Annotated in this window: 19 protein-coding genes; 9 read left to right on the plus strand and 10 right to left on the minus strand. The window is 62.2% G+C overall.

Translation table 11 applies throughout. From position 1 onward, the window contains the following. Nucleotides 1–47: 47 nt before the first annotated feature. The 6 genes from HNQ81_RS17490 to HNQ81_RS04855 are packed head-to-tail and all read right to left on the minus strand — an operon-like array spanning nucleotide 48 to nucleotide 7,105. Nucleotides 48–2,132 carry an ATP-binding cassette domain-containing protein gene (locus HNQ81_RS17490; RefSeq protein ID WP_183348871.1) on the minus strand — a complete coding sequence of 695 codons (2,085 nt, stop codon included), beginning with the start codon at nucleotides 2,130–2,132 and terminating at the stop codon, nucleotides 48–50. Beyond that, the gene (locus HNQ81_RS04835; RefSeq protein WP_183348880.1) at nucleotides 2,132–2,896 is read right to left on the minus strand and encodes an ABC transporter ATP-binding protein; all 765 of its coding nucleotides are present in this window, start codon (nucleotides 2,894–2,896) and stop codon (nucleotides 2,132–2,134) included. The genes HNQ81_RS17490 and HNQ81_RS04835 overlap by 1 nt, the downstream gene beginning before the upstream one ends. After that, on the minus strand, nucleotides 2,883–3,887 hold the full coding sequence (locus HNQ81_RS04840) for an ABC transporter permease subunit (RefSeq protein WP_183348882.1): 1,005 nt from the start codon (nucleotides 3,885–3,887) through the stop codon (nucleotides 2,883–2,885). The genes HNQ81_RS04835 and HNQ81_RS04840 overlap by 14 nt, the downstream gene beginning before the upstream one ends. Continuing rightward, nucleotides 3,884–4,384: a 2-oxoacid:acceptor oxidoreductase family protein gene (locus HNQ81_RS04845; RefSeq protein WP_183348883.1), complete on the minus strand. Its 501-nt coding sequence runs from the start codon at nucleotides 4,382–4,384 to the stop codon at nucleotides 3,884–3,886. Before HNQ81_RS04845 ends, HNQ81_RS04840 begins: the two co-directional genes overlap by 4 nt. Continuing rightward, nucleotides 4,381–6,210 carry a thiamine pyrophosphate-dependent enzyme gene (locus tag HNQ81_RS04850; RefSeq protein WP_183348885.1) on the minus strand — a complete coding sequence of 610 codons (1,830 nt, stop codon included), beginning with the start codon at nucleotides 6,208–6,210 and terminating at the stop codon, nucleotides 4,381–4,383. Before HNQ81_RS04850 ends, HNQ81_RS04845 begins: the two co-directional genes overlap by 4 nt. A gap of 31 nt (nucleotides 6,211–6,241) precedes the next feature. After that, nucleotides 6,242–7,105: a branched-chain amino acid ABC transporter permease gene (locus HNQ81_RS04855; protein ID WP_183348887.1), complete on the minus strand. Its 864-nt coding sequence runs from the start codon at nucleotides 7,103–7,105 to the stop codon at nucleotides 6,242–6,244. A 109-nt stretch (nucleotides 7,106–7,214) separates the two neighbouring features. Here HNQ81_RS04855 and HNQ81_RS04860 point away from each other — a divergent pair, with 109 nt between their 5' ends. Continuing rightward, nucleotides 7,215–7,469 (plus strand): Trp family transcriptional regulator, encoded by a 255-nt coding sequence (locus tag HNQ81_RS04860; protein WP_183348889.1) that lies wholly within the window; start codon nucleotides 7,215–7,217, stop codon nucleotides 7,467–7,469. A gap of 96 nt (nucleotides 7,470–7,565) precedes the next feature. Here the strand turns inward: HNQ81_RS04860 and HNQ81_RS04865 are convergent, their stop codons facing one another. Both HNQ81_RS04865 and HNQ81_RS04870 read right to left on the minus strand, forming a co-directional pair. Continuing rightward, entirely contained in the window at nucleotides 7,566–8,537 is a 972-nt protein-coding gene (locus HNQ81_RS04865; protein WP_183348890.1) for a universal stress protein, read from the minus strand. 46 nt (nucleotides 8,538–8,583) lie between these two features. Next, a complete protein-coding gene (locus HNQ81_RS04870; RefSeq protein ID WP_183348892.1) occupies nucleotides 8,584–10,299 on the minus strand; it encodes a potassium/proton antiporter in 1,716 nt (571 codons plus the stop codon). 318 nt (nucleotides 10,300–10,617) lie between these two features. Between HNQ81_RS04870 and HNQ81_RS04875 the strand changes: the two genes are divergently transcribed. The 6 genes from HNQ81_RS04875 to HNQ81_RS04900 all read left to right on the plus strand — a co-directional run bounded on the left by HNQ81_RS04875 (nucleotide 10,618) and on the right by HNQ81_RS04900 (nucleotide 14,781). Beyond that, complete coding sequence (locus tag HNQ81_RS04875) at nucleotides 10,618–11,325, plus strand: arginine N-succinyltransferase (protein ID WP_183348894.1); 708 nt, start codon at nucleotides 10,618–10,620, stop codon at nucleotides 11,323–11,325. A 144-nt stretch (nucleotides 11,326–11,469) separates the two neighbouring features. Further along, a complete protein-coding gene (locus HNQ81_RS04880) occupies nucleotides 11,470–11,802 on the plus strand; it encodes a YegP family protein (RefSeq protein ID WP_183348896.1) in 333 nt (110 codons plus the stop codon). A gap of 206 nt (nucleotides 11,803–12,008) precedes the next feature. Next, nucleotides 12,009–12,653 carry a DUF2959 domain-containing protein gene (locus HNQ81_RS04885; RefSeq protein WP_183348898.1) on the plus strand — a complete coding sequence of 215 codons (645 nt, stop codon included), beginning with the start codon at nucleotides 12,009–12,011 and terminating at the stop codon, nucleotides 12,651–12,653. A 110-nt stretch (nucleotides 12,654–12,763) separates the two neighbouring features. After that, nucleotides 12,764–13,606, plus strand: a complete 843-nt coding sequence (gene htpX / locus HNQ81_RS04890; protein WP_183348900.1) for a zinc metalloprotease HtpX — start codon at nucleotides 12,764–12,766, stop codon at nucleotides 13,604–13,606. After that, nucleotides 13,606–14,223 carry a hypothetical protein gene (locus HNQ81_RS04895; protein ID WP_205240371.1) on the plus strand — a complete coding sequence of 206 codons (618 nt, stop codon included), beginning with the start codon at nucleotides 13,606–13,608 and terminating at the stop codon, nucleotides 14,221–14,223. The genes htpX and HNQ81_RS04895 overlap by 1 nt, the downstream gene beginning before the upstream one ends. 138 nt (nucleotides 14,224–14,361) lie before the next feature. After that, nucleotides 14,362–14,781: a DUF3597 domain-containing protein gene (locus HNQ81_RS04900; RefSeq protein WP_183348902.1), complete on the plus strand. Its 420-nt coding sequence runs from the start codon at nucleotides 14,362–14,364 to the stop codon at nucleotides 14,779–14,781. Between the two features lie 116 nt (nucleotides 14,782–14,897). Here the strand turns inward: HNQ81_RS04900 and HNQ81_RS04905 are convergent, their stop codons facing one another. Next, nucleotides 14,898–15,605 (minus strand): DUF533 domain-containing protein, encoded by a 708-nt coding sequence (locus HNQ81_RS04905; protein ID WP_205240364.1) that lies wholly within the window; start codon nucleotides 15,603–15,605, stop codon nucleotides 14,898–14,900. A 541-nt stretch (nucleotides 15,606–16,146) separates the two neighbouring features. Here HNQ81_RS04905 and HNQ81_RS17765 point away from each other — a divergent pair. Both HNQ81_RS17765 and HNQ81_RS04910 read left to right on the plus strand, forming a co-directional pair. Beyond that, nucleotides 16,147–16,275, plus strand: coding sequence for a hypothetical protein (locus tag HNQ81_RS17765; RefSeq protein ID WP_275888868.1), 129 nt, complete (start codon nucleotides 16,147–16,149; stop codon nucleotides 16,273–16,275). A gap of 1 nt (nucleotide 16,276) precedes the next feature. Next, a complete protein-coding gene (locus tag HNQ81_RS04910) occupies nucleotides 16,277–17,773 on the plus strand; it encodes an SDR family oxidoreductase (RefSeq protein ID WP_183348906.1) in 1,497 nt (498 codons plus the stop codon). 256 nt (nucleotides 17,774–18,029) lie between these two features. On the opposite strand, the gene HNQ81_RS04915 is transcribed toward HNQ81_RS04910, so the two are convergent. Next, nucleotides 18,030–18,260, minus strand: coding sequence for a hypothetical protein (locus tag HNQ81_RS04915; RefSeq protein WP_183348908.1), 231 nt, complete (start codon nucleotides 18,258–18,260; stop codon nucleotides 18,030–18,032). Nucleotides 18,261–18,352: the final 92 nt, after the last annotated feature.

An 18,352-nucleotide genomic window follows, 5' to 3' on the forward strand; every position in this document is an offset into this window, starting at 1 on the left:
TCGGCCGGAATCGCCCCGGGTTGCGATCGATACACCTCATCCTCATCTCAGACGATTTCGTCCTGGATTCTGTTGTCGAACACCCGCTGGCTCTTGCGTTCGGAGCGGGGAAGTCCGGCGTACTCCACCAGTTCGACGTCAACCGACACCAGTTGCTGCCGCTTCATCTGATAGGCCACCTCACGGCTCAGTTCGGGACCGCGTCCTGCTTCGACTCCCTCCGCCCGCTCGACCACCAGCCGCATATGATCGCGCCCGGCCTCATCCCGGGTGAGATGGATCTGGAACTCGGAGCCGAGGCCGGGGGTGGCCGAGAGAATCGTATCGATACTGCTCGGGTAGATATTGACGCCGCGGAACTTGATGGTGTCGTCGGAGCGCCCTCGGATCCGCGAATGGCGGGGCATGAGATTGCCGCAGGTGCAGGGTCCGGGGATGATCCGGGTGATATCCCTCGTCCGGTAGCGGAGCAGCGGCGACCCTTCCTTGCACAGAGTGGTAACGACCATCTCCCCCCATTCGCCGTCGGGCAGTGGCTCCAGGGTCTCCGGATCGACGATCTCGAGCAGGAAGTAATCGCTCCAGTAATGGATGCAGTCGTGGTCGGTGCACTCGATGCCGGAGCCCGGCCCGTAGAGTTCGGTCAGGCCGGTGATGTCGAACAGCTCGGCGCCGCCGAACAGCTCCGAGATCTTGCGGCGCATCGACCGGCTGGAGCGTTCCGACCCGTAGATGATCTTCCTGACCGCGATCTTGTCGGCAATGCCCCGGCGGTGGATCTCCTCGGCCATCAGCAGCGCCATCGAGGCGGTGGAACAGAAGACGGTGGACTGGAAATCGAGCAGAAACTGGATCTGCATATCGATATTGCCGGGGCCGACCGGCACCGCCAGGGCGCCGATCTTCTCGCATCCCGCCTGAAAACCGACACCGGCAGTCCAGACCCCGTAGCCCACGGCGATCTGTACCCGGTCGAGGGGAGTTACCCCGGCCATCTGGTAGCAACGGGCGAAAAAAAACTCCCAGTCGTCGAGGTCTTTCTGGGTGTAGCACAGCACCTTGCGTTTGCCGGTCGTGCCGGAACTGGCGTGGATGCGGACCAGCTGTTCGAACGGCACGGCCCGCAGGGGAAAGGGGTAGCCATCGCGGAGGTCGACACCGGTCGTGAAGGGCAGTCTGCGGAGGTCGCCAAGTTCGCGGATATCGGCGGGGGCGACCCCCGCCTCTTCGAGCTTGCGGCGATAGTGGGCGGAGCCTTCGTAGGCATGGCGAACCGTCCACTGGAGGCCGCGCAGCTGGTGGGCCTGCAGTTCGTCGTCATTTGCGAACGTCGGCATGAAATCAAGTTTGTGCATGTCAGGTTTCTCCAAACGGATATTGGTCAAACCGGCGGCGCCGAGACGGCTGGCCGCCGGGTTTTCGGTCGATGCCCCGAGAAAGGCGGTGCGGAGGGCGGCGTCGTTGAGCAGATCGCGGCTGGCGCCGTGCTCGACGATACGGCCGTTGGCCAGCAGATACGCATGGTCCGATGCCGACAGGGCCCGGGCCGCGTTCTGTTCCACCAGCAGGATGGTGGTACCGGCCCGGGCCAGCTGGTGGATGATGGCGAAGATCTCGTCGGTCACCAGCGGTGCCAGGCCCAGGCTCGGTTCATCGAGCAGCAGCAGTTTCGGGCCGGCCATCAGCGCCCGGCCCATCGCCAGCATCTGCTGTTCGCCGCCGGAAAGGGTCCCGGCAAGCTGGGACCGTCGTTCCCGCAGCTTCGGCAGACGGGAGAAGATTTCCTCCAGCCGCCGCGATTTCTCGGCGGCCTTGAGGGCGAGCGGGACAGCGCCCAGCTCGAGGTTTTCCAGCACCGACAGGGTACCGAACACCTCCCGGCCCTCCGGGGAGAGGGCCAGGCCCCGGCGGACCATCCGGGCCGGGGGAAGATGGGTGACCTCATCGCCATGCAGGACGATGCTGCCGCCGCTGGGCCGCACCAGCCCCATCACGCAGCGGAGCAGGGTGCTTTTGCCGGCGCCGTTGGCCCCGACCAGGGCCACGGTTTCCCCCCGTCCGACCTCGAGGTCGACGCCGAACAGGGCCTGGGCCGCCCCGTAATGGGCGGTCAACCGGCGGATGGACAGCATCAGGCGCAGGCCTCCGTCTGGCCGAGGTAGGCTTCAAGCACCACCGGGTTGCGGCGGACCTCGGCGGGGGTTCCGACGGCAATGCAGCGGCCGCTGTCGAGAACGACCACCTGGTCGGCGATCTCCATCACCAGCGTCATATCGTGTTCGATCAGCAGGATGGTATGGCCGCCGGCCCGCAGCCGTTTCAGCTGCTCGCCGACGCCGGCGGTCTCGTCGGCATTCAGCCCGGCCACCGGCTCGTCGAGCAGCAGCAGATCGGGCCGGCTGACCGTCGCCCGGGCCAGTTCGACCCGCTTCCTGTCGCCGTAGGGCAGGATCGCCGCCGGCCAGGTCGCCTTGTCACCGAGCTGGTAGCAATCGAGGGCCGCCATCGCCCGCAGGCGCAGCAACCGCTCACGGTGGCGGAGAGAGGGCAGGCGCAGCATGGCCATGATCATCGACTGCCCTCCTTGGCCGGTCAGCCCGCACAGGACGTTATCGAGCACGCTGAGGCGGGGGAAAACCCTCAGATTCTGAAAGGTGCGGGCAATTCCCAGGCGGCTGATACGGTGAGCGGGCAGCCCGGTGATGTCCCGCCCCTGGAAGACGACGGCGCCGCCGGTCGGCTGGTCGGCCCCGGTTATGCAGTTGATCAGGGTGCTCTTGCCGGCGCCGTTGGGTCCGATCAATGCCGTCACCCTACCACGCGGGACCGTGAACGAGACCCCGTCCAGGGCAGGCAGGCCGCCGAAATGGCGGCTGATTCCGTCAAGCCGCAGCATTCTTCGTCCTCTGCAGCGCAATCCTGATCCTGATCATATCAACCAGACCGCTGACCAGCCCCTGGGGCAGGAACATCAACACCAGTACCAGGATGGTCCCGTGGACGAAATCCTTGTACGTTTCGAACAGGTCGACCCATTCCGGCAGCACGGTGATCAGCCCGGCCCCGAACAGCGAGCCCCAGATCGACCCCATGCCGCCGATGACGACCATGGTCACCAGGTCGGTCGAGGTGAAAATGCCGAACGAATCCGGACTGAGGTAGCCGAAACTGTGGGCGAACAGGCTGCCGGCCAGCGAGGCCAGGACCGCCGACAGCACGAACACCTTGATCTTGGCCTGGCGGGTATCGACTCCGAGGGCGGCGGCGGCGGTCTCGTCACCGGCCAGCGCCGCCAGGCCCCGCCCCACCCCGCTGCGGACGAGATTGAGGCTGAGGAGCAGGCACAGCAGGGTGACGGTCCAGAGCAGGTAATGGAGCCGGATCTCACTGTCGAAGGCCCATTGGCCGACGGCCAGCGACGGGATGCCGGAGAAGCCGCTCGGGCCGCCGGTCACCTCGTCCCACTCCAGCAGCACCGTGTGGATGACGAAATTGAAACCGAGGGTGGCCATGGCCAGATAGTGGCCGGTCAGCCGCAGGACCGGGATGCCGACCGCCAGGGCGATCAGGCCGACCAGGAGCGCGACGAGCGCGATCGCCGGCCACGGCGGCAGCCCGGCGGTGACCGTGGCGATCGCCGAGCCGTAGGCGCCCAGGGCGAAAAAGCCGGCATGGCCGAGCGATATCTGGCCGGTATAGCCGATGAACAGATTGAGGCCGAGAACGACGATGGCGTTGATCGCAATGAGGTTGGTGAGCCCGAGCGTGTACGGGTTGTCCTGGAGACAGGGGTAGACGAGCAGCGCTGCCGCCAGCAGCCCGACCAGCAGGCCGGTCCGGTGCAGGGCGAGGAAATAGAGCAGCTGCTGGCGACGGCCGACGCTCACCCGTGCAGTCCCTCGGCAAAGGCCTGCAGATTCTGGTCGACGAACCGCTCCGGCGCCAGCCGGGTGATCGCGGCAATGCAGGCCTGTTCATCGCAGAACAGGGCGTTGTGGCGTACCGCACACCCCAGCAGCACCAGATTGGCCAGGACCGCGTTGCCGAGCTTGCGGGCGATGGCCGAGGCGTCAAGCCGGATGCCTTCGCCGGCCGCCGCGGCGTTGAGCACCAGGACGCCGTCGCTTTTCATCAACGGCCGGTGAACGCTCAGGTTGTTCTCCCAGAGCAGCAGGCCGACATCGGCCTGGCCGGTGCGAATCAGCGGCGAGGCGAAACTGCCGACCTTGATGGTGGAGATGACCGTTCCCCCCCGCTGGGCCATGCCGTGGGTTTCCGAGGTCAGCACCGGAATGCCCTGGTCGACGGCCGCCTGGGCGATCACCCGGGTGACGAACAGGGCCCCCTGACCGCCGATGCCGCTGACTATGATCTGCTGTTTCATCGTTCCTCCTCGATCTCAATGGCCTGGGTCGGGCAGGCATCGACACAGGTGCCGCAGCCGATGCAGCGATCCTGGTCGATGACCGCCATTCCCAGTTCTTCGCTCAACGACAGCGCCGGGCACTCGAACTCGCTGACGCAGATGCCGCAGCCGGCGCAATCGTCGTTGATCGACATCGTCAGCGAGACCCGGTTTTTTTTGGCCACCGGGTCCATAACGCACGGTCGCCGGGAAATGATGACCGCCACCGATCCTTCGGCGCTGCGGATATGCCGGTCGGCCTGGCGCAGCACCTCGGCGAAGGTGGCGCCCTCATAGGGATCGCAGACCTGAAGGAACTCCACCCCGGCGGCCCGGACGAGGGGTTCGATGGCGATGGCCTTGGTGAGTTGGCCGCCGGCGGCGATCCCGAGATGGGGCACCGGCTGGCCGCCGGTCATGGCGGTGGTGGCGTTGTCGAGGATGACGACGATGATGCGCGCCTGTTGCAGCACCGCGTTGATCAGGGCGGGGATGCCGGCGTGGAAAAACGTCGAATCGCCGATAGTCACGACGATGGTCGGGAAGTCGCCGCCGTCAAGCCGATAGGCCTGAAAGAAACCGGCTCCCTGGCTGATGCAGGCGCCCATGCAGTGAACGGTGTGGACCGCCCCCAGATTCATGCCCAGGGTGTAACAGCCGATGTCGGAAGGAAAAATCCCGTCGGGGAAGGTCTGCTTGATCGTGTAGAAGGCGGCGCGATGGGGGCAGCCGGGGCAGAGCGACGGCCGCTGCCCCCGTGGGGTCGGCGGGGGTGCCTGGGGCTGCGGCAGGCCGAGGAATTCGCTCACCACCGTCTGCACCGTGTCGGGGGACAGCTCCCCGACCCGCGGCACCGCCCCGGTCTGTTTGCCGACGGCCCCGGGATGGGCCAGCTGCAGCTCGATCACCGGGTAGGTTTCCTCGAGGATCAGCACCCGCTGGTAGTCCGAGCGGAGATGGGCGAGAAAATCCGGATTCAGCGGGTACGGCATCACGACCTGGTACAGGTCGATGGTGCCGGCGAGCCCGAGGTCGGCCAGAAGATCGACCAGATGGGCGTAGGCGATGCCGGCGGCGACGATCGCCATCCCGGCCCGGCTGCCGTCACCGGGGGTCAGGCGCGGCTGCCATTCGGGTTCGCGGGCGATGGCCTCGAGATCGGCATTGAGGCCGGCATGGAGGGCGGGCAGAAAGGCGGGGGTGGCGCACCACCGCCCGGGATCGGGCTCGAACCGGGACGGGTGGCCGGCCACCGTCCCTGCCCCCACCGCCACACTCTGGCGGGAATGGCAGACCCGGGTCGTCGGCCGCAGCACGATGTTGCGCCGGTATTTTTCGGAGAGGGCATAGGCGGGGCCGATCATCGCCTTGGCCTCGGCCGGGCTGGACGGATCGAGGACCGGGACCCGGGCCTGCAGGCAGAACAGGCGGGTATCCTGCTCGGTCTGCGAACTGTGGGGCCCCGGGTCGTCGGCGACGATGGTCACCATGCCGCCGACGGTGCCGAGATAGGCGGTGCGCATGAAGGGGTCGGCGGCGACATTGAGGCCGACCTGCTTCATGATCGCCACCGTCCGTTTCCCCGTATAACTCGCGGCCAGGGCGACTTCGAACGCCACCTTTTCATTGACCGACCACTCGACATGGAGCGGGGCGGCCGCCTGGTCGCGGTGATTGATAATCGATTGCAGTATCTCCGTCGACGGTGTCCCCGGATACGCCGCGGCCAGCTGACAGCCGGCCTCCAGCAGGCCGCCGGCGATCGCCTCGTTGCCCATCATCAGTTGTGTCGATGTTTCTCGCATGTATGGTGTGATCCCTGAATGGTTGATTCGATTATTTCCTGCCTAACAGACCTCTCGGCCTGATGCAGAGGACAAACAGCAAAACGACGAATGCCACGACATCCTTGTAGGCACTCGACAGGTAGCCGGCCGAGAGCGATTCGAGCAGGCCCAGGCCGAGGCCACCGACAATGGCCCCGGGAAACGACCCGAAACCACCGAGGATGGCGGCGGCAAACCCCTTCAGACCGAGCAGGACGCCGACGTCGTAACTGAGCGTGGTGATCGGGGTCACCAGGACCCCGGCCAGGCCGCCGAGGGCCCCGGCGATGGCGTAGCTGGTCAGCCGGATCCGGCCGGCCGATATGCCGACGATGGCCGCCGCCGCCGGGTTGCAGGCGACGGCCCGCATGCACAGACCAAGCGAGGTCTTATGAAAAAACAGACTCAGCGCGATGATGACGATGACCGTCAACGCCAGAATCCACAAGGTCTGGGGCAGGACGGAAGCGCCCATGAGGCTGACCGGAGCGTCGCTGGTCAGCGGCGGCAGGGCCATCCGGTTTTTGCCCCAGACCAGCTTGATGATGCCGCGCAGAATGATCGACAGCCCGATGGTCAGGAAGATCAGGACCAGGTGGTTGTCGGTCCGGGCCGGCCGCAGGCCGAAACGCTCCACCACCATGGCAGCAACGGCCACCCCGGCGACCGCCAGCAGCAATCCCGGCACCATCGGCAGACCGAGGGTGAACAAGGCGGAAAACATCAGCATGCCGCCCAGCGACACGAAATCGACCTGGACGAAGTTGACGATCCCCATGGTGTTGTTGACGACGCAGAAACCGAGGGCGATCAGGGCATAGATGGCCCCGCTGGTGAGTCCGGAAAAGATATACTGCAGCAGATCCTGATACATGACAACCACCTGCCCCCCGGTCGACGTCTGACTCCGTGCGTGCGGCAGGTATCCGGGCATCAGGAGAAAAAAGTTGACTTTCAATTTTATTGTACTAGCGTGCTAGTACATGGACGTGAACGTAAAATACATTTCACATTTAGTCAATCATTTGCTTTCCCGGCGGACGCCCGAAGAGATGAAAGAGGCGTTGCGGGAGCTGCTGACCGACAGCGAACTCGCCGAAATCGCCAATCGTTTGCAGATATTCGAGATGCTGCAGCAGGGCATCCCGCAACGGCGCATCGCCGACGAACTCGGCGTCGGAATCGCCACGGTCACCCGGGGCTCGAAAGCGATCAAATCCAGAATGCCATCGGAGTAGAGCAGTTCATGGCGCTGGGATCGCTGCCCCGTGGCCTCTCGGCTCCCTTTCTCCACGCCTTCCGGTCTTCTGCGGTCGTTGTGCAGGGGGGCAGATTTACTCGCCGACCCTGACCGGGGAGACAAAACCAGGGGGTTTGACGGCGAGCACGGAGCAGGTCAACTGGTCTAAAATCGTCTCCGCGGTGTTGCCGATGATGAATCCGGCGATACCTGTCCGGGCAATCGTTCCCATGACGACCACATCCACCCGCATTTCTTTCGCCAATCTCACTATGGCCTTGTCGGCCGGCCCTTTCGGGAGGTGATGCCGAGGGGACAGTTTTTTGTAGGCCCCATCGCCGATCAGCTTGCTGAGTTCCCCGTTCAGCATCATCAATCCATTGGCGTGACGATTCTGTTCTATCCCCACATAGTCAAACACGCTTTTCTCCGTGGTGCTGCCCCTCGACAGCATCGTCGATTCGGCAAAGGCGTCCCAGGCATGGACGATGTGGAGGATGGCATTGTCGGAGAGCGCGAGAGCGCTGGAGAGCTGCAGAATTTCGAGATTGAGCTCAAGCTGCGACGCCAGAGGGTTGAAAGGATCGAAATCGACCGCCGCCAGGATGTTACGGTAATCCGGCTTGTCATTCCTGTTCATCAGCCATACCGGGCAGGGGCATTTCCGCAGCAGGTGCATGTCGTTGCTGCCGAAAAGGCTCTCCAGCAGGACCAGGTCCGCCGCCGGCTTGATGACCAGATCATAACCGTTGGTCAAAACTGCCCGGATGACTTCAAGAAAGGTCTTGCCGACGAGGATCTTACACTGAATATCCACGTTTTCCGTGAAAGGGGCTGCCAGGTTCTCCAGGCGGCGGAGGTGTTCGGTTGCCACCGAGATCTGCAGTTCGGAAGATATCGGTCCTCCCGGAGGCAAGCCGTAGCCCGGCGTGATGACCGGGATCACATCGACAACAGTCAAGCGTGCATTATTGCTTTGCGCCAGAGAGACGGCCCGGGCAAGTGCCGTTTCCTGCCGGTCAACGCTTGGTTCGTTGACATACAGAATATTCTTGAAACCTCTCATGTCTCACTCACTCCATCTCGGTTTTTCCATTCTTCGATTATTTTCCTCATCTTTCGATGCATTGCCGCTGACAGTCAGGATGATCGGTATACGTCAGGGTCACTTTGCCAGGCGTGTCGCCCATCGTGACGACAAACGGTCCCAACCTTCTGCAGCTGCCATCCTCACCAGGCTGCAGCAGTGAGCCGATGGGCTGGTTCCCTGTGCCGTCCGGTTCCGTCAGGCCGAAAAACCAATGCAATTGCGCAACCTTACTGTCGGCACGGAACTCGAACTGCATCCCGGGCGATAACGGCGGCACAACCGGACAAGCGTCAAAAAGGCAGGTCAGCAGCGGCTTCAAGCGGGTCCGCATGGCGATGAAGACATGGTCGCCGGGCTCGAGGGAGGTGCTGCCCCTGGGGATGATGACGTTGTCCCGCCGGACGACCAGGGCGACGAGGACGTTATAGGGAAGGGCCAGGTCCCGCAGGACCTGCCCGGCCACCTTCGACGTCGGCGTCACGACATACTCGACGATCTCGCCGTCCACATGGCGCAGGGCGTTGATCTCCAGAGTCACAGGGGATACCGGGTCCGACGTCTTTCCCAGCTTCAGCCAGCGGGCGACCAGCGGCAGCGACCAGCCCTGGGTCACCGCGGAGACCAGGACAACGAAGAACACGACGTTGAAGAGCAGGCTGCCGCCCTCCATCCCGGCCAGAAGAGGAAAGGTCGCCAGGGTGATGGGGACGGCCCCCTTCAACCCGACCCACCCGAGAAACACGAGTTCCCGCAGGCGAAAATGGAAGGGAAACACGGAAATCAGGACCGCCAGAGGCCGAGCGACAAAGATCAGCACCAGGGCGATCACCAGGCCCTCGCCGGAAACCTCGAGCAAGCGGCTGGGAAAGCTGAGCAACCCCAGCATGACGAAGAGGACGATCTGGCCGAGCCAGGCGCCGGCATCGTGAAAAAGAAAGATCCCGTTCCGGAACACGATGGAGCTGTTGCCGAGCACGATGCCGAACAGGTAAATGGCCAGGAAGCCGCTGCCCCCGAGGACTGCAGCCAGGCCGAAGGAGAGCAGGCCGAGCGACAGGGCCAGGACCGGGTACAGGCCGGGATAGTCGAGGTTGATCCGATTGACCAGCCAGGCGGCGCCATAGCCGATGCCGATTCCCACCCCGGCGCCGACCCCGAACTGCAGGGCGAACAGCAGGGCGATGCCGGCAACCGAGTCGGCTGTCCCCATGATCACCGCGATCAGGCTGACGGTCAGGAATATCGCCATCGGATCGTTCGACCCGCTTTCGACCTCGAGCGTGGCGGTCAGCCGTTCGGGCAGTTTCAGACCGCTGGTGCGGAGGATCGAAAAAACCGCCGCCGCGTCGGTGGAACCGACGATGCTGCCGAGCAACATGCCGTGGAGCAGCGGCACCCCCAGCACCCACGCAGCGGCAAAGCCTGTCAGTATGGAGGTCAGCAGCACCCCGAGCGTCGAAAGCGACAGCGCGGGCTTCCAGGTGGCGCGGACCGACGCCAATGACGTTCGAAGACCGCCGTCGAACAGGATCAAGGCCAGGGCGACGCTGCCGATGCTGTTTGCAAGGCGGTAGTCTTCGAAGGCGATGCCCCCTACCCCCTCCGACCCGGCCAGCATTCCGACCCCGAGGAAAAGGACGAGCACCGGCATCCCGATTCGCGCCGAAAACTTGCTTGAAGCGATGCCGATGAGGAGCAGGATGCCGATAAAAAAGACGATGCTGTTGATGGAAAGCATGGGGTATCCGTTCAATCGCCCCTGAAGATTGGACTGTTCTGCCGGGACAGGTTTTTAATTTTAATCGTGATTACAGGATATAACAATTGGCCCGAGAAGCAAGCCATAATGAGTCACCGCGGTTTTTTACCGTCCATGGATGTAATCCGGCATTCCTGATGAGGAGCCGGGCAAGGCGTGATCCATACCCTTGCCCCGGATCCACCCCCCCTGCCATCACTCCTTGCCAGATCCCGTTGCGTTTGCTATCACAAAGTATCCGGGTTTGTTTCACATGAAACGCAAAGATACAATTTTCACCATCGAGGATCCACCGCCATGGAACAACAGCAGCCACCTTCAGGCCTTTCCGGGCTTCAGATTACCGGCATCGTCATAGCCGCCATGCTGGTGACGATGGTCGCAACGCTGTTCATCATCAAAATGTGGCTTTTCCCCTCGCCGTTCAAACCGACTGTCCTCAGCCCGGCCGAAGAAAAACGGCTCGAGGTCAAGCTGGAGAAATTCGAGCAATTCGGAACTTTTACTCCTCCAGTTGCCCCGGGGTCTGCTCCTCCCTCCGCTGCGGGCCGGGGAAAAGCGTCCGTGCCGGCAGGACAGCTGGAACCGGAGGCCTATTCCGAGGATGGGGCTTCCCGCGAAATCAAACTGTCGGAACGGGAAGTCAATGCCATGATCGCAAAAAACACCGACCTCGCCAGCAAGGTCGCGATCGACTTCGCCAACGACCTGGTCAGCCTCAGGATGCTGCTCCCGGTGGACCCGGATTTCCCCTTCTTCGGCGGCAAGACCCTGAGGGTGCGGGCGGGAGCCGAAATCGCCTTTCGTGAAAACATGCCGGTCGTCATCCTGCGCGGCATTTCGATCATGGGGGTGCCGGTACCCAATGCCTGGATGGGAAACCTGAAAAATATCGACCTGGTGAAGGTATTCGGCTCGGAACCGGGATTCTGGAAAGGCTTTGCCGCCGGGGTCGCCTCCATTCAGGTGCAGGAAGGCGATCTCCAGATCGTCCTGAAAGAATAACCAGGGCCGGGGGCGCCTTCGAGGCGATAACTTACGATATACTTGATTCCCGTGTTTTTTGTATAGGAACAACTATGATCGCCGATCGGCGGTCGGACAGCGGCGGGCTCAGCGCCGCATACTCAACTCAAGGGGGGAACACTCATGGCTGGATGGTATGAATTGAAAACGACCGACAAGGGGCAATACGTATTTGTTCTTAAGGCGCGAAATGGTGAAGTCATTCTGCGCAGTGAGCAATACAAAAGCAAGAGCGCGGCGATGAAAGGCATACTCTCCGTCCAGAACAACAGCCCCCTGGATGAGCGATACGACCGCAAGGATGCCGCCGATGGCCGTTCGTATTTCAATCTCAAGGCCGGAAACCACCAGATCATCGGCACGAGTCAGATGTACAAGTCCGTCGTCAGTCGCAACGCCGGCATCGAATCGGTAAAGACCAACGGTCCAAGCCCGGTTATCAAGACCGAGATCTGATCGCCCGTCGATCATCACGACGGGCATCCTCTCGCGGGTGAGCCCTTGTCTTCAACCGCTATCCATGCTTTAATTTTTCAACAGAAACAGGATCGCCCAGAGTACGTACTCCGCAAACGATCATGCCCACACCGGGCGCCCCGCCCGTCAGAGGACAACAGATCCATGCCGCCGTGCGGCGTTCCGGCAGAACGAAGGAGATGCCCATGAAACTTACCTTGCTCGCGCTTACCGCCCTCATCGTCGGACTGAGTTCCTGCAGCACCGTGTACTACGGGACCATGGAGAAGATCGGGGTCCATAAGCGCGACATCATGGTCGACCGCGTCGAGGAAGCGCGCGACACCCAGCAGGAGGCAAAAGAACAGTTCCTGACGGCGATGGAGCAGTTCAAGAGCGTCGTCAACTTCCAGGGCGGCGATCTGGAGAAGGAATACAACAGACTCAACGCGACGCTGAAACGGACCGAGGCCGAGGCCGCCAACGTCCGCAATCGCATCGATGCCGTCGAGGATGTCTCCGATGCGCTGTTCAGCGAATGGCGCGCGGAAATCAAGCAGTACTCCAGCGACAGCCTGCGCCAGGCGAGTCAGCGGAAGTACGTCATCACCGAAAAGAAGTACGGGGAACTGATCAAGGCGATGAGGAGGGCCGAGGCCAAACTCGAGCCGGCGCTGGTCCCGCTGCGTGACCAGGTCCTGTTCATGAAGCACAACCTCAACGCCAGGGCGATCACCGGCCTGAGCGACGAGGTCATCAGCGTGCAGACGAACGTCGACCGCCTGGTCCGTGACATGGAGAGCGCCATCGCCGAGGCCGATCAATTTATCGCCGCGCTGCAGGAAGAATAGAATGTGCGACGCTTACCCGTCAATCCCTCCTGTCCTTACTGAAGCCCCCTGCGTTCGTCCTGTTCAGGGAAGAAATGGAGATGTCCAAAGAAGGAGTCAGAGGTTGAGCGATGAATAGAACCCGTACGTTTTTCCTGATGGTATCGCTGACGATCCTCTTTGTGGTTATCGGTGGTGCTGTGGGAGGGGGCCGGGGAGCCTCGACGGCCTTTCTTGTCGCTGCCGCCATGAACTTTTTTTCATACTGGTTCAGCGACAAAATGATCCTGAAACGCTACGCCGCCTCGGAAGTCGGGCCGGACGATCAGTCACGCCTGTACCGGATTGTCGCTGAATCGGCCAGAAAGGCAGGATTGCCGATGCCGAAGGTTTTCATTATCCCCGAACAGAGTCCCAACGCCTTTGCCACCGGCCGTAATCCGGAACATGCTGCCGTTGCCGCGACAGAAGGCATACTTGACCTGCTCGATGACGACGAGCTGTCGGCAGTCATGGCGCATGAACTGGCGCACGTCAAACACCGCGACATTCTCACGGGCACTATCGCCGCAACGTTTGCCGGGGCTATCGCCATGCTCGGGCAGTTTGCCCGTTCCGGTGTCGGGAGTCAGAACCGGCGAGGCAATTCTCTGGGGACGATACTGATCCTGATCGGCGCACCTCTGGGGGCCATGCTGATTCGCATGGCCGTTTCCCGTGTTCGGGAATACGCCGCAGATGAAGGGGGGGCTGAAATAAGCGGGAAACCTCTGGCGCTGGCAAGTGCCTTGGAAAAACTCCAGCGAGGGGTGCAGACGGTTCCCTTGACTCGAGGAAATCCAGCTCATTCTCATATGTTCATCATAAATCCTTTCTTTGGCGGTTTACAAAGACTGTTCTCAACGCATCCGCCGGCGGAAGAACGAGTCAGGCGCTTGCGGCTTCTTGCCGACAAATATACGAGCCGGCCGTAATGACCACCACGTCGGCAGTCGTACAGGCGGAGATCAAGACTGCCGAGAAAACGAAACAGACCGTAGACATCGAACCTGGCCTGCGGGCCGATTACATTCCAGCATTTCGAGAGAAAAGAGGAGGAAGCATGGCGCAAAAATCGGATTTTTCTGCACAGGAATGGGAAATGCTGAGAGACACTCCTCTCGTGGTCGCCATAGCTGTGGCAGTGGCCGGGGGAAGCGGGTTGTTCGGCAGCCTCAAGGAAAGCATTGCACCTGCCAAAACCATAGTGGAGGCGTTGCAGGGGAACAACACCCTGCTGCGGGAAATCTGCAACCAGGAAGAAATGAAAACCGCGCAGGGCTCACTGCGGGAACAGTTCAAAGAGACCGAGTTCAGCGCTCTTCGCGAGAAATTACGGAGTACCGCCCTCAGCAAGGTGGGTTCAGCGTTGGACCTGCTGAAACAGAAGGCCGGAGATGAAGATCACAAGGCGTATCAAGACTTTGTGACCAAAATTGCCACTCGCGTTGCTGAAGCCGCCAAAGAAGGTGGTTTTTTCGGTTTTGGGGGTGAACGTATCAGTGAGAATGAGCAGGCGTTGTTGAAAGACCTCAGCACCGCCCTCGGGTAGCAACAAAACGAATTCACCACATCAGCGAAATAGTTTTTTACCGCCTATCGCAGCGTGATCGCTCTTTAATGGACACACGGTCCGGTCCATCAACTGCATCACACCATTTCGATCAACCCATCATCACAAGGAGGCACTATGAGTATCTTCAGCACTATTCTCGCCAAACTCGGTTTCGGCAAAGAGGCCCAGGCCCAAGCTTCGGCCCCCTCGACTCCCGCCCCGACCAAGGCGCCTGCGGCGGCAGCGCCGGAACCCGCCGCCCCGACGGCCCCACCCGCCCCCGCCGCGATCAGCGTCGTCGACGTGGTGGCCAGGTTGGAGTCGATGGCCGCGGCCCACGGCGAAAAACTGAACTGGAAGACGTCAATCGTCGATCTGCTGAAACTGCTTGGCCTGGACAGCAGCCTGGCGGCGCGAAAGGAACTGGCGGCCGAGCTCGGCTGTCCGGCGGAGAAGATGGGCGACTCGGCCCAGATGAACATGTGGCTGCACAAGACCGTGCTGAAAAAACTGGCCGAAAACGGCGGCAACATCCCGGCAGACCTGCTGGACTGAGCCCGCCTGGCCGGCAGACCCTGCTCCGGCTGAAGATGGTTTTTACAGAGGAGGCGGATCCCGAGTGGATCAGCCTCCTTCCCTTGACGTCAATACACCCTAACAGGCAGTCCGTATCAGGCAGTCTGTACTCCGAGACTGCCTTCAATATAACGCACCGTCTCATCATTGAGCCCCAAGCCGGCGGCCAGGTTCTGCATGTATGCAATCTCCTGCGGCGTATTGACTTCAATCGCCAGAAGTGATGCGGCATAGATCTGCGCCCCCAGGTCGCTCCTTCCGGCCGCGGAGGCGACAATGCCGTCCAGGTCCATCGGCTTTGTCGATTCCGTCATGAAAAATTCCCGTTCCGCCTGATCAAGACCGTCTTCCGCAAGTTTGCCGACAATCTTCTGCAGTTCCACCTGATCAATCGCCCCATCGGCCTTGGCGGCATTGATCATCGCCCGGACAATGACATTGGCGTCGTCTTCCAGTTCCTGCTCCTGTTCAAGGGTTTCGGCGCCAAGCAGGGCCCGCGGCGGTTGCGCTGGCTGCTGGCCGGCCTGCTTGAGCGCGGAAAAGGCAAGGGAGGCGAGCATCGCCAAGGCCCCGCCGCCGATGGCGCCTCTGGCCGAGCCGCGCCCGCCGCCGAGCAGCGCCCCGCCCAGGGCTCCAAGGCCACCGAGCGCCGCCTTGTTGCCGCCCAGGCCGCCCAGCACTTCGTTCAGCATCCCGCCGAGGCCGGCGCCGCCGGCACTTTGACCACCGCTCATCATCTTGCCGAGACTGCCGACGATGTCACCAAGCGAACCGGCGCCCCCTGCCCCGAAGGCATTGGACATCCGCGTACTGCTTGAATTCGATAAACCATTCTGTACCAACGCCCCTAAAATATCGCTGAACCCGGCCATAATTTCCCCCATAATAATGTATTGTATTGATGCGTTATCACTTGGCGTTCCGCAGGTACACGCCGCTGAAAACAGGTACATTCGCACCATTGCATCTTCCATCATATACGATATGAAGGGGAAAATCCAAATCGATCGCCCCTCGCGCCTTGCACATCCGGGCAAAGTCGTCTCCGTCGCATTCCGCTCTCCGCTTTTGCCGGATCGTGGCAAGATCTTTTGCCCAACGGTATCCGGAATCAGATAGCCTCCGCGTCGGTCCTCCGGAGGCGATCTCAATCGATCACTTCCGCGACTGTGCGGACAATGCGTTTTGTGCGCGACCGCCTGACGATCTCATTGCCAAAGATCATGATACCGGGTAGTCTCAGCAGAATTTCGGGCTACCTCCCCGGGGGACATGGGCTGCACTTGGGCATTGATGAAGGCAGTTCCTCCTCATCCCGCCTTTCAACCCGCAGCGGAGACTTGAATGCAGCTGACCGCACCCGGTAGTGGCGACCGAGATCCGCTATTAATAGAAGATACACGTCGACCAGCGGCGCAAGGTCTCGACATCGACCGTAACATGACCCGCATCGACCGGGTGGAAGAGGAGTGAGATGGAACACGATACCAGACCGGTACTGGTGCTGGGGGCCACCGGCTATGTCGGCGGTCGCCTCCTCCCCCTGCTGCTCGAGCGCGGCTGGAAGGTGCGCGCGGCCGGACGCTCCGATCGCAAGATCCAGGGACGGCCCTGGGGCGGCCATCCCAACCTGGAGGTCGTCGTGGCCGACGCCCTCGACACCGCGGTGCTCACCGAGGCCATGCGCGGCTGCCAGGCGGTGTTCTACCTCATCCAGTCGGTGAGGCCAGGAGAACAGGATTTCGCCACCCTGGACCGGCGCATCGCCTACTCCACGGTTCACGCCGCCCGCGCGGCAGGGGTGGACCGGATCATCTATTTAACCGGTCTCGGCAACCCGACGCATCTCTCAAATCAGCTGCGCTCGCGCTACGAGGTCGGAGAAATCCTGGCCCTGGGCGGCGCCAGGGTGACCCAGCTGCGGGCGCCCCTGGTCTTGGGCTCGGGCGGCGCCTGTTTCGAGATGATCCAGGCCTTCTGCGGCTATCTGCGGATCATGATCGCCCCGCGGTGGATGGACACCAGGTGCCAGCCCATCGCCATCGCCAACGTGATAGAGTACCTGGCCGGCTGCCTGGACCACCCGGAAACCGCCGGGGAGGTGTATGAGATCGGCGGTCCGGACATCCTTACCTGGCGCGAACTGTTCCACATCTATGCCGAGGAGGCCGGGCTGCCGCGCCGCCTCGTCCTGGTCCTGCCCCTGCGCATCCTCCGGATCTCGATCTGGTGGATGAACCTGGTCACCCCGGTGTCGGTCGCCCTCATCCGGCCACTGGTGGAGCGGATGCGCGATGAAATCCTCTGCAGCGACGACCGTATCCGCAGGATTATGCCGCAGCGGCTCCTGTCCTGCCGCGAGGCCATCGTCAAGGCCCTGTCGGAGTTCTATCGCCAGGAGGTGGCCTCCAGCTGCTTCGATGCCGGCTCCACCCTCCTGCCAGGGTGGGCCGGGGGGCAAGCCCAACCCGAGACCAGGGTCTACTGCGACACCTTCTCCATCACCCTCGACGGCCCGCCGGAACTTGCCTGGAACGTGGTCAAACGCATCGGTGGCGACACCGGCTGGTATTTCGGCACCTTCCTCTGGCAGCTGCGCGGCTTCGTCGATGAACTGCTGGGCGGCCCCGGCCTGTCGCGCGGCCGCCGGCACGTCGACTCGGTGGCCATGGGCGATCACCTCGATTTCTGGCGGGTGGTGGCGGTGGAGGAACACGCCCGTCTCCTGCTGCGGGCCGAGATGCTGGCACCGGGCGAGGCCCTGCTTGACTTCCGCATCCGGTCGCTTCCCGACGGCTCCACCGAGCTGCGGATGACCCCGAGCTTCGAACCTCGGGGGATCTGCGGCAGGATCTACTGGTGGATCATCGCTCCGTCCCACTCCCTGATGTTCCGGCCCATGCTCCGGCAGATGGCCAAAGCCGCAGGCGTGCGTGTCCTGAGCGGCCCGTCCTGCGTCGCCGAGGGTTGAACCCGGCGCTGCCGTCCGGCGGTTCACAGCAACCGCTCACGCCCCGGTTTTTTTCTGCGGCGCCCACAGGGTCTCGGCCAGAGAGACCCGGCGGAGGACGGATCGCATCCTCCTGCCTGTCAATGAATACGAACGATGCAAGAGCGGGAAAAAATTGGAGACCTGGCTGGGGGGAAAACTGGAGGACAGAGACAACGGCTGTTGCCCATCCTCCCCGTTGTTGCACACAAAATCCTGACAGTCGAAACCCCTGTTCCTATCGACCGGAATCCACTATTTCAATCAAGGCCTTTTTGGCTCGATCCAACATCCAGTTGACGTTTGGCCCGTCGGCAATGGACGAGGCAAAATACTCCTTGCCATCCTTGTGCGTGCCGATGATGACAACTTCTTCAAGCTCGCCGATTGCAGCCTCCAGTACCTGGTCGACAGAGACTTCAGGACTCGTTATCCCGTTGACGATTACAAATTTGTCGCCCATCGCCATTCTCTCTTTGTCCTGCCGCCCGCAGAACTATAAGTGAACGCCATCCATCTCCGTGCGCATCCCGGCGGTTCCTGCACCCTCCTGCGCAACCG

The sequence above is a fragment of the Desulfoprunum benzoelyticum genome (assembly GCF_014201505.1).
GTDB lineage: Bacteria > Desulfobacterota > Desulfobulbia > Desulfobulbales > Desulfocapsaceae > Desulfoprunum > Desulfoprunum benzoelyticum.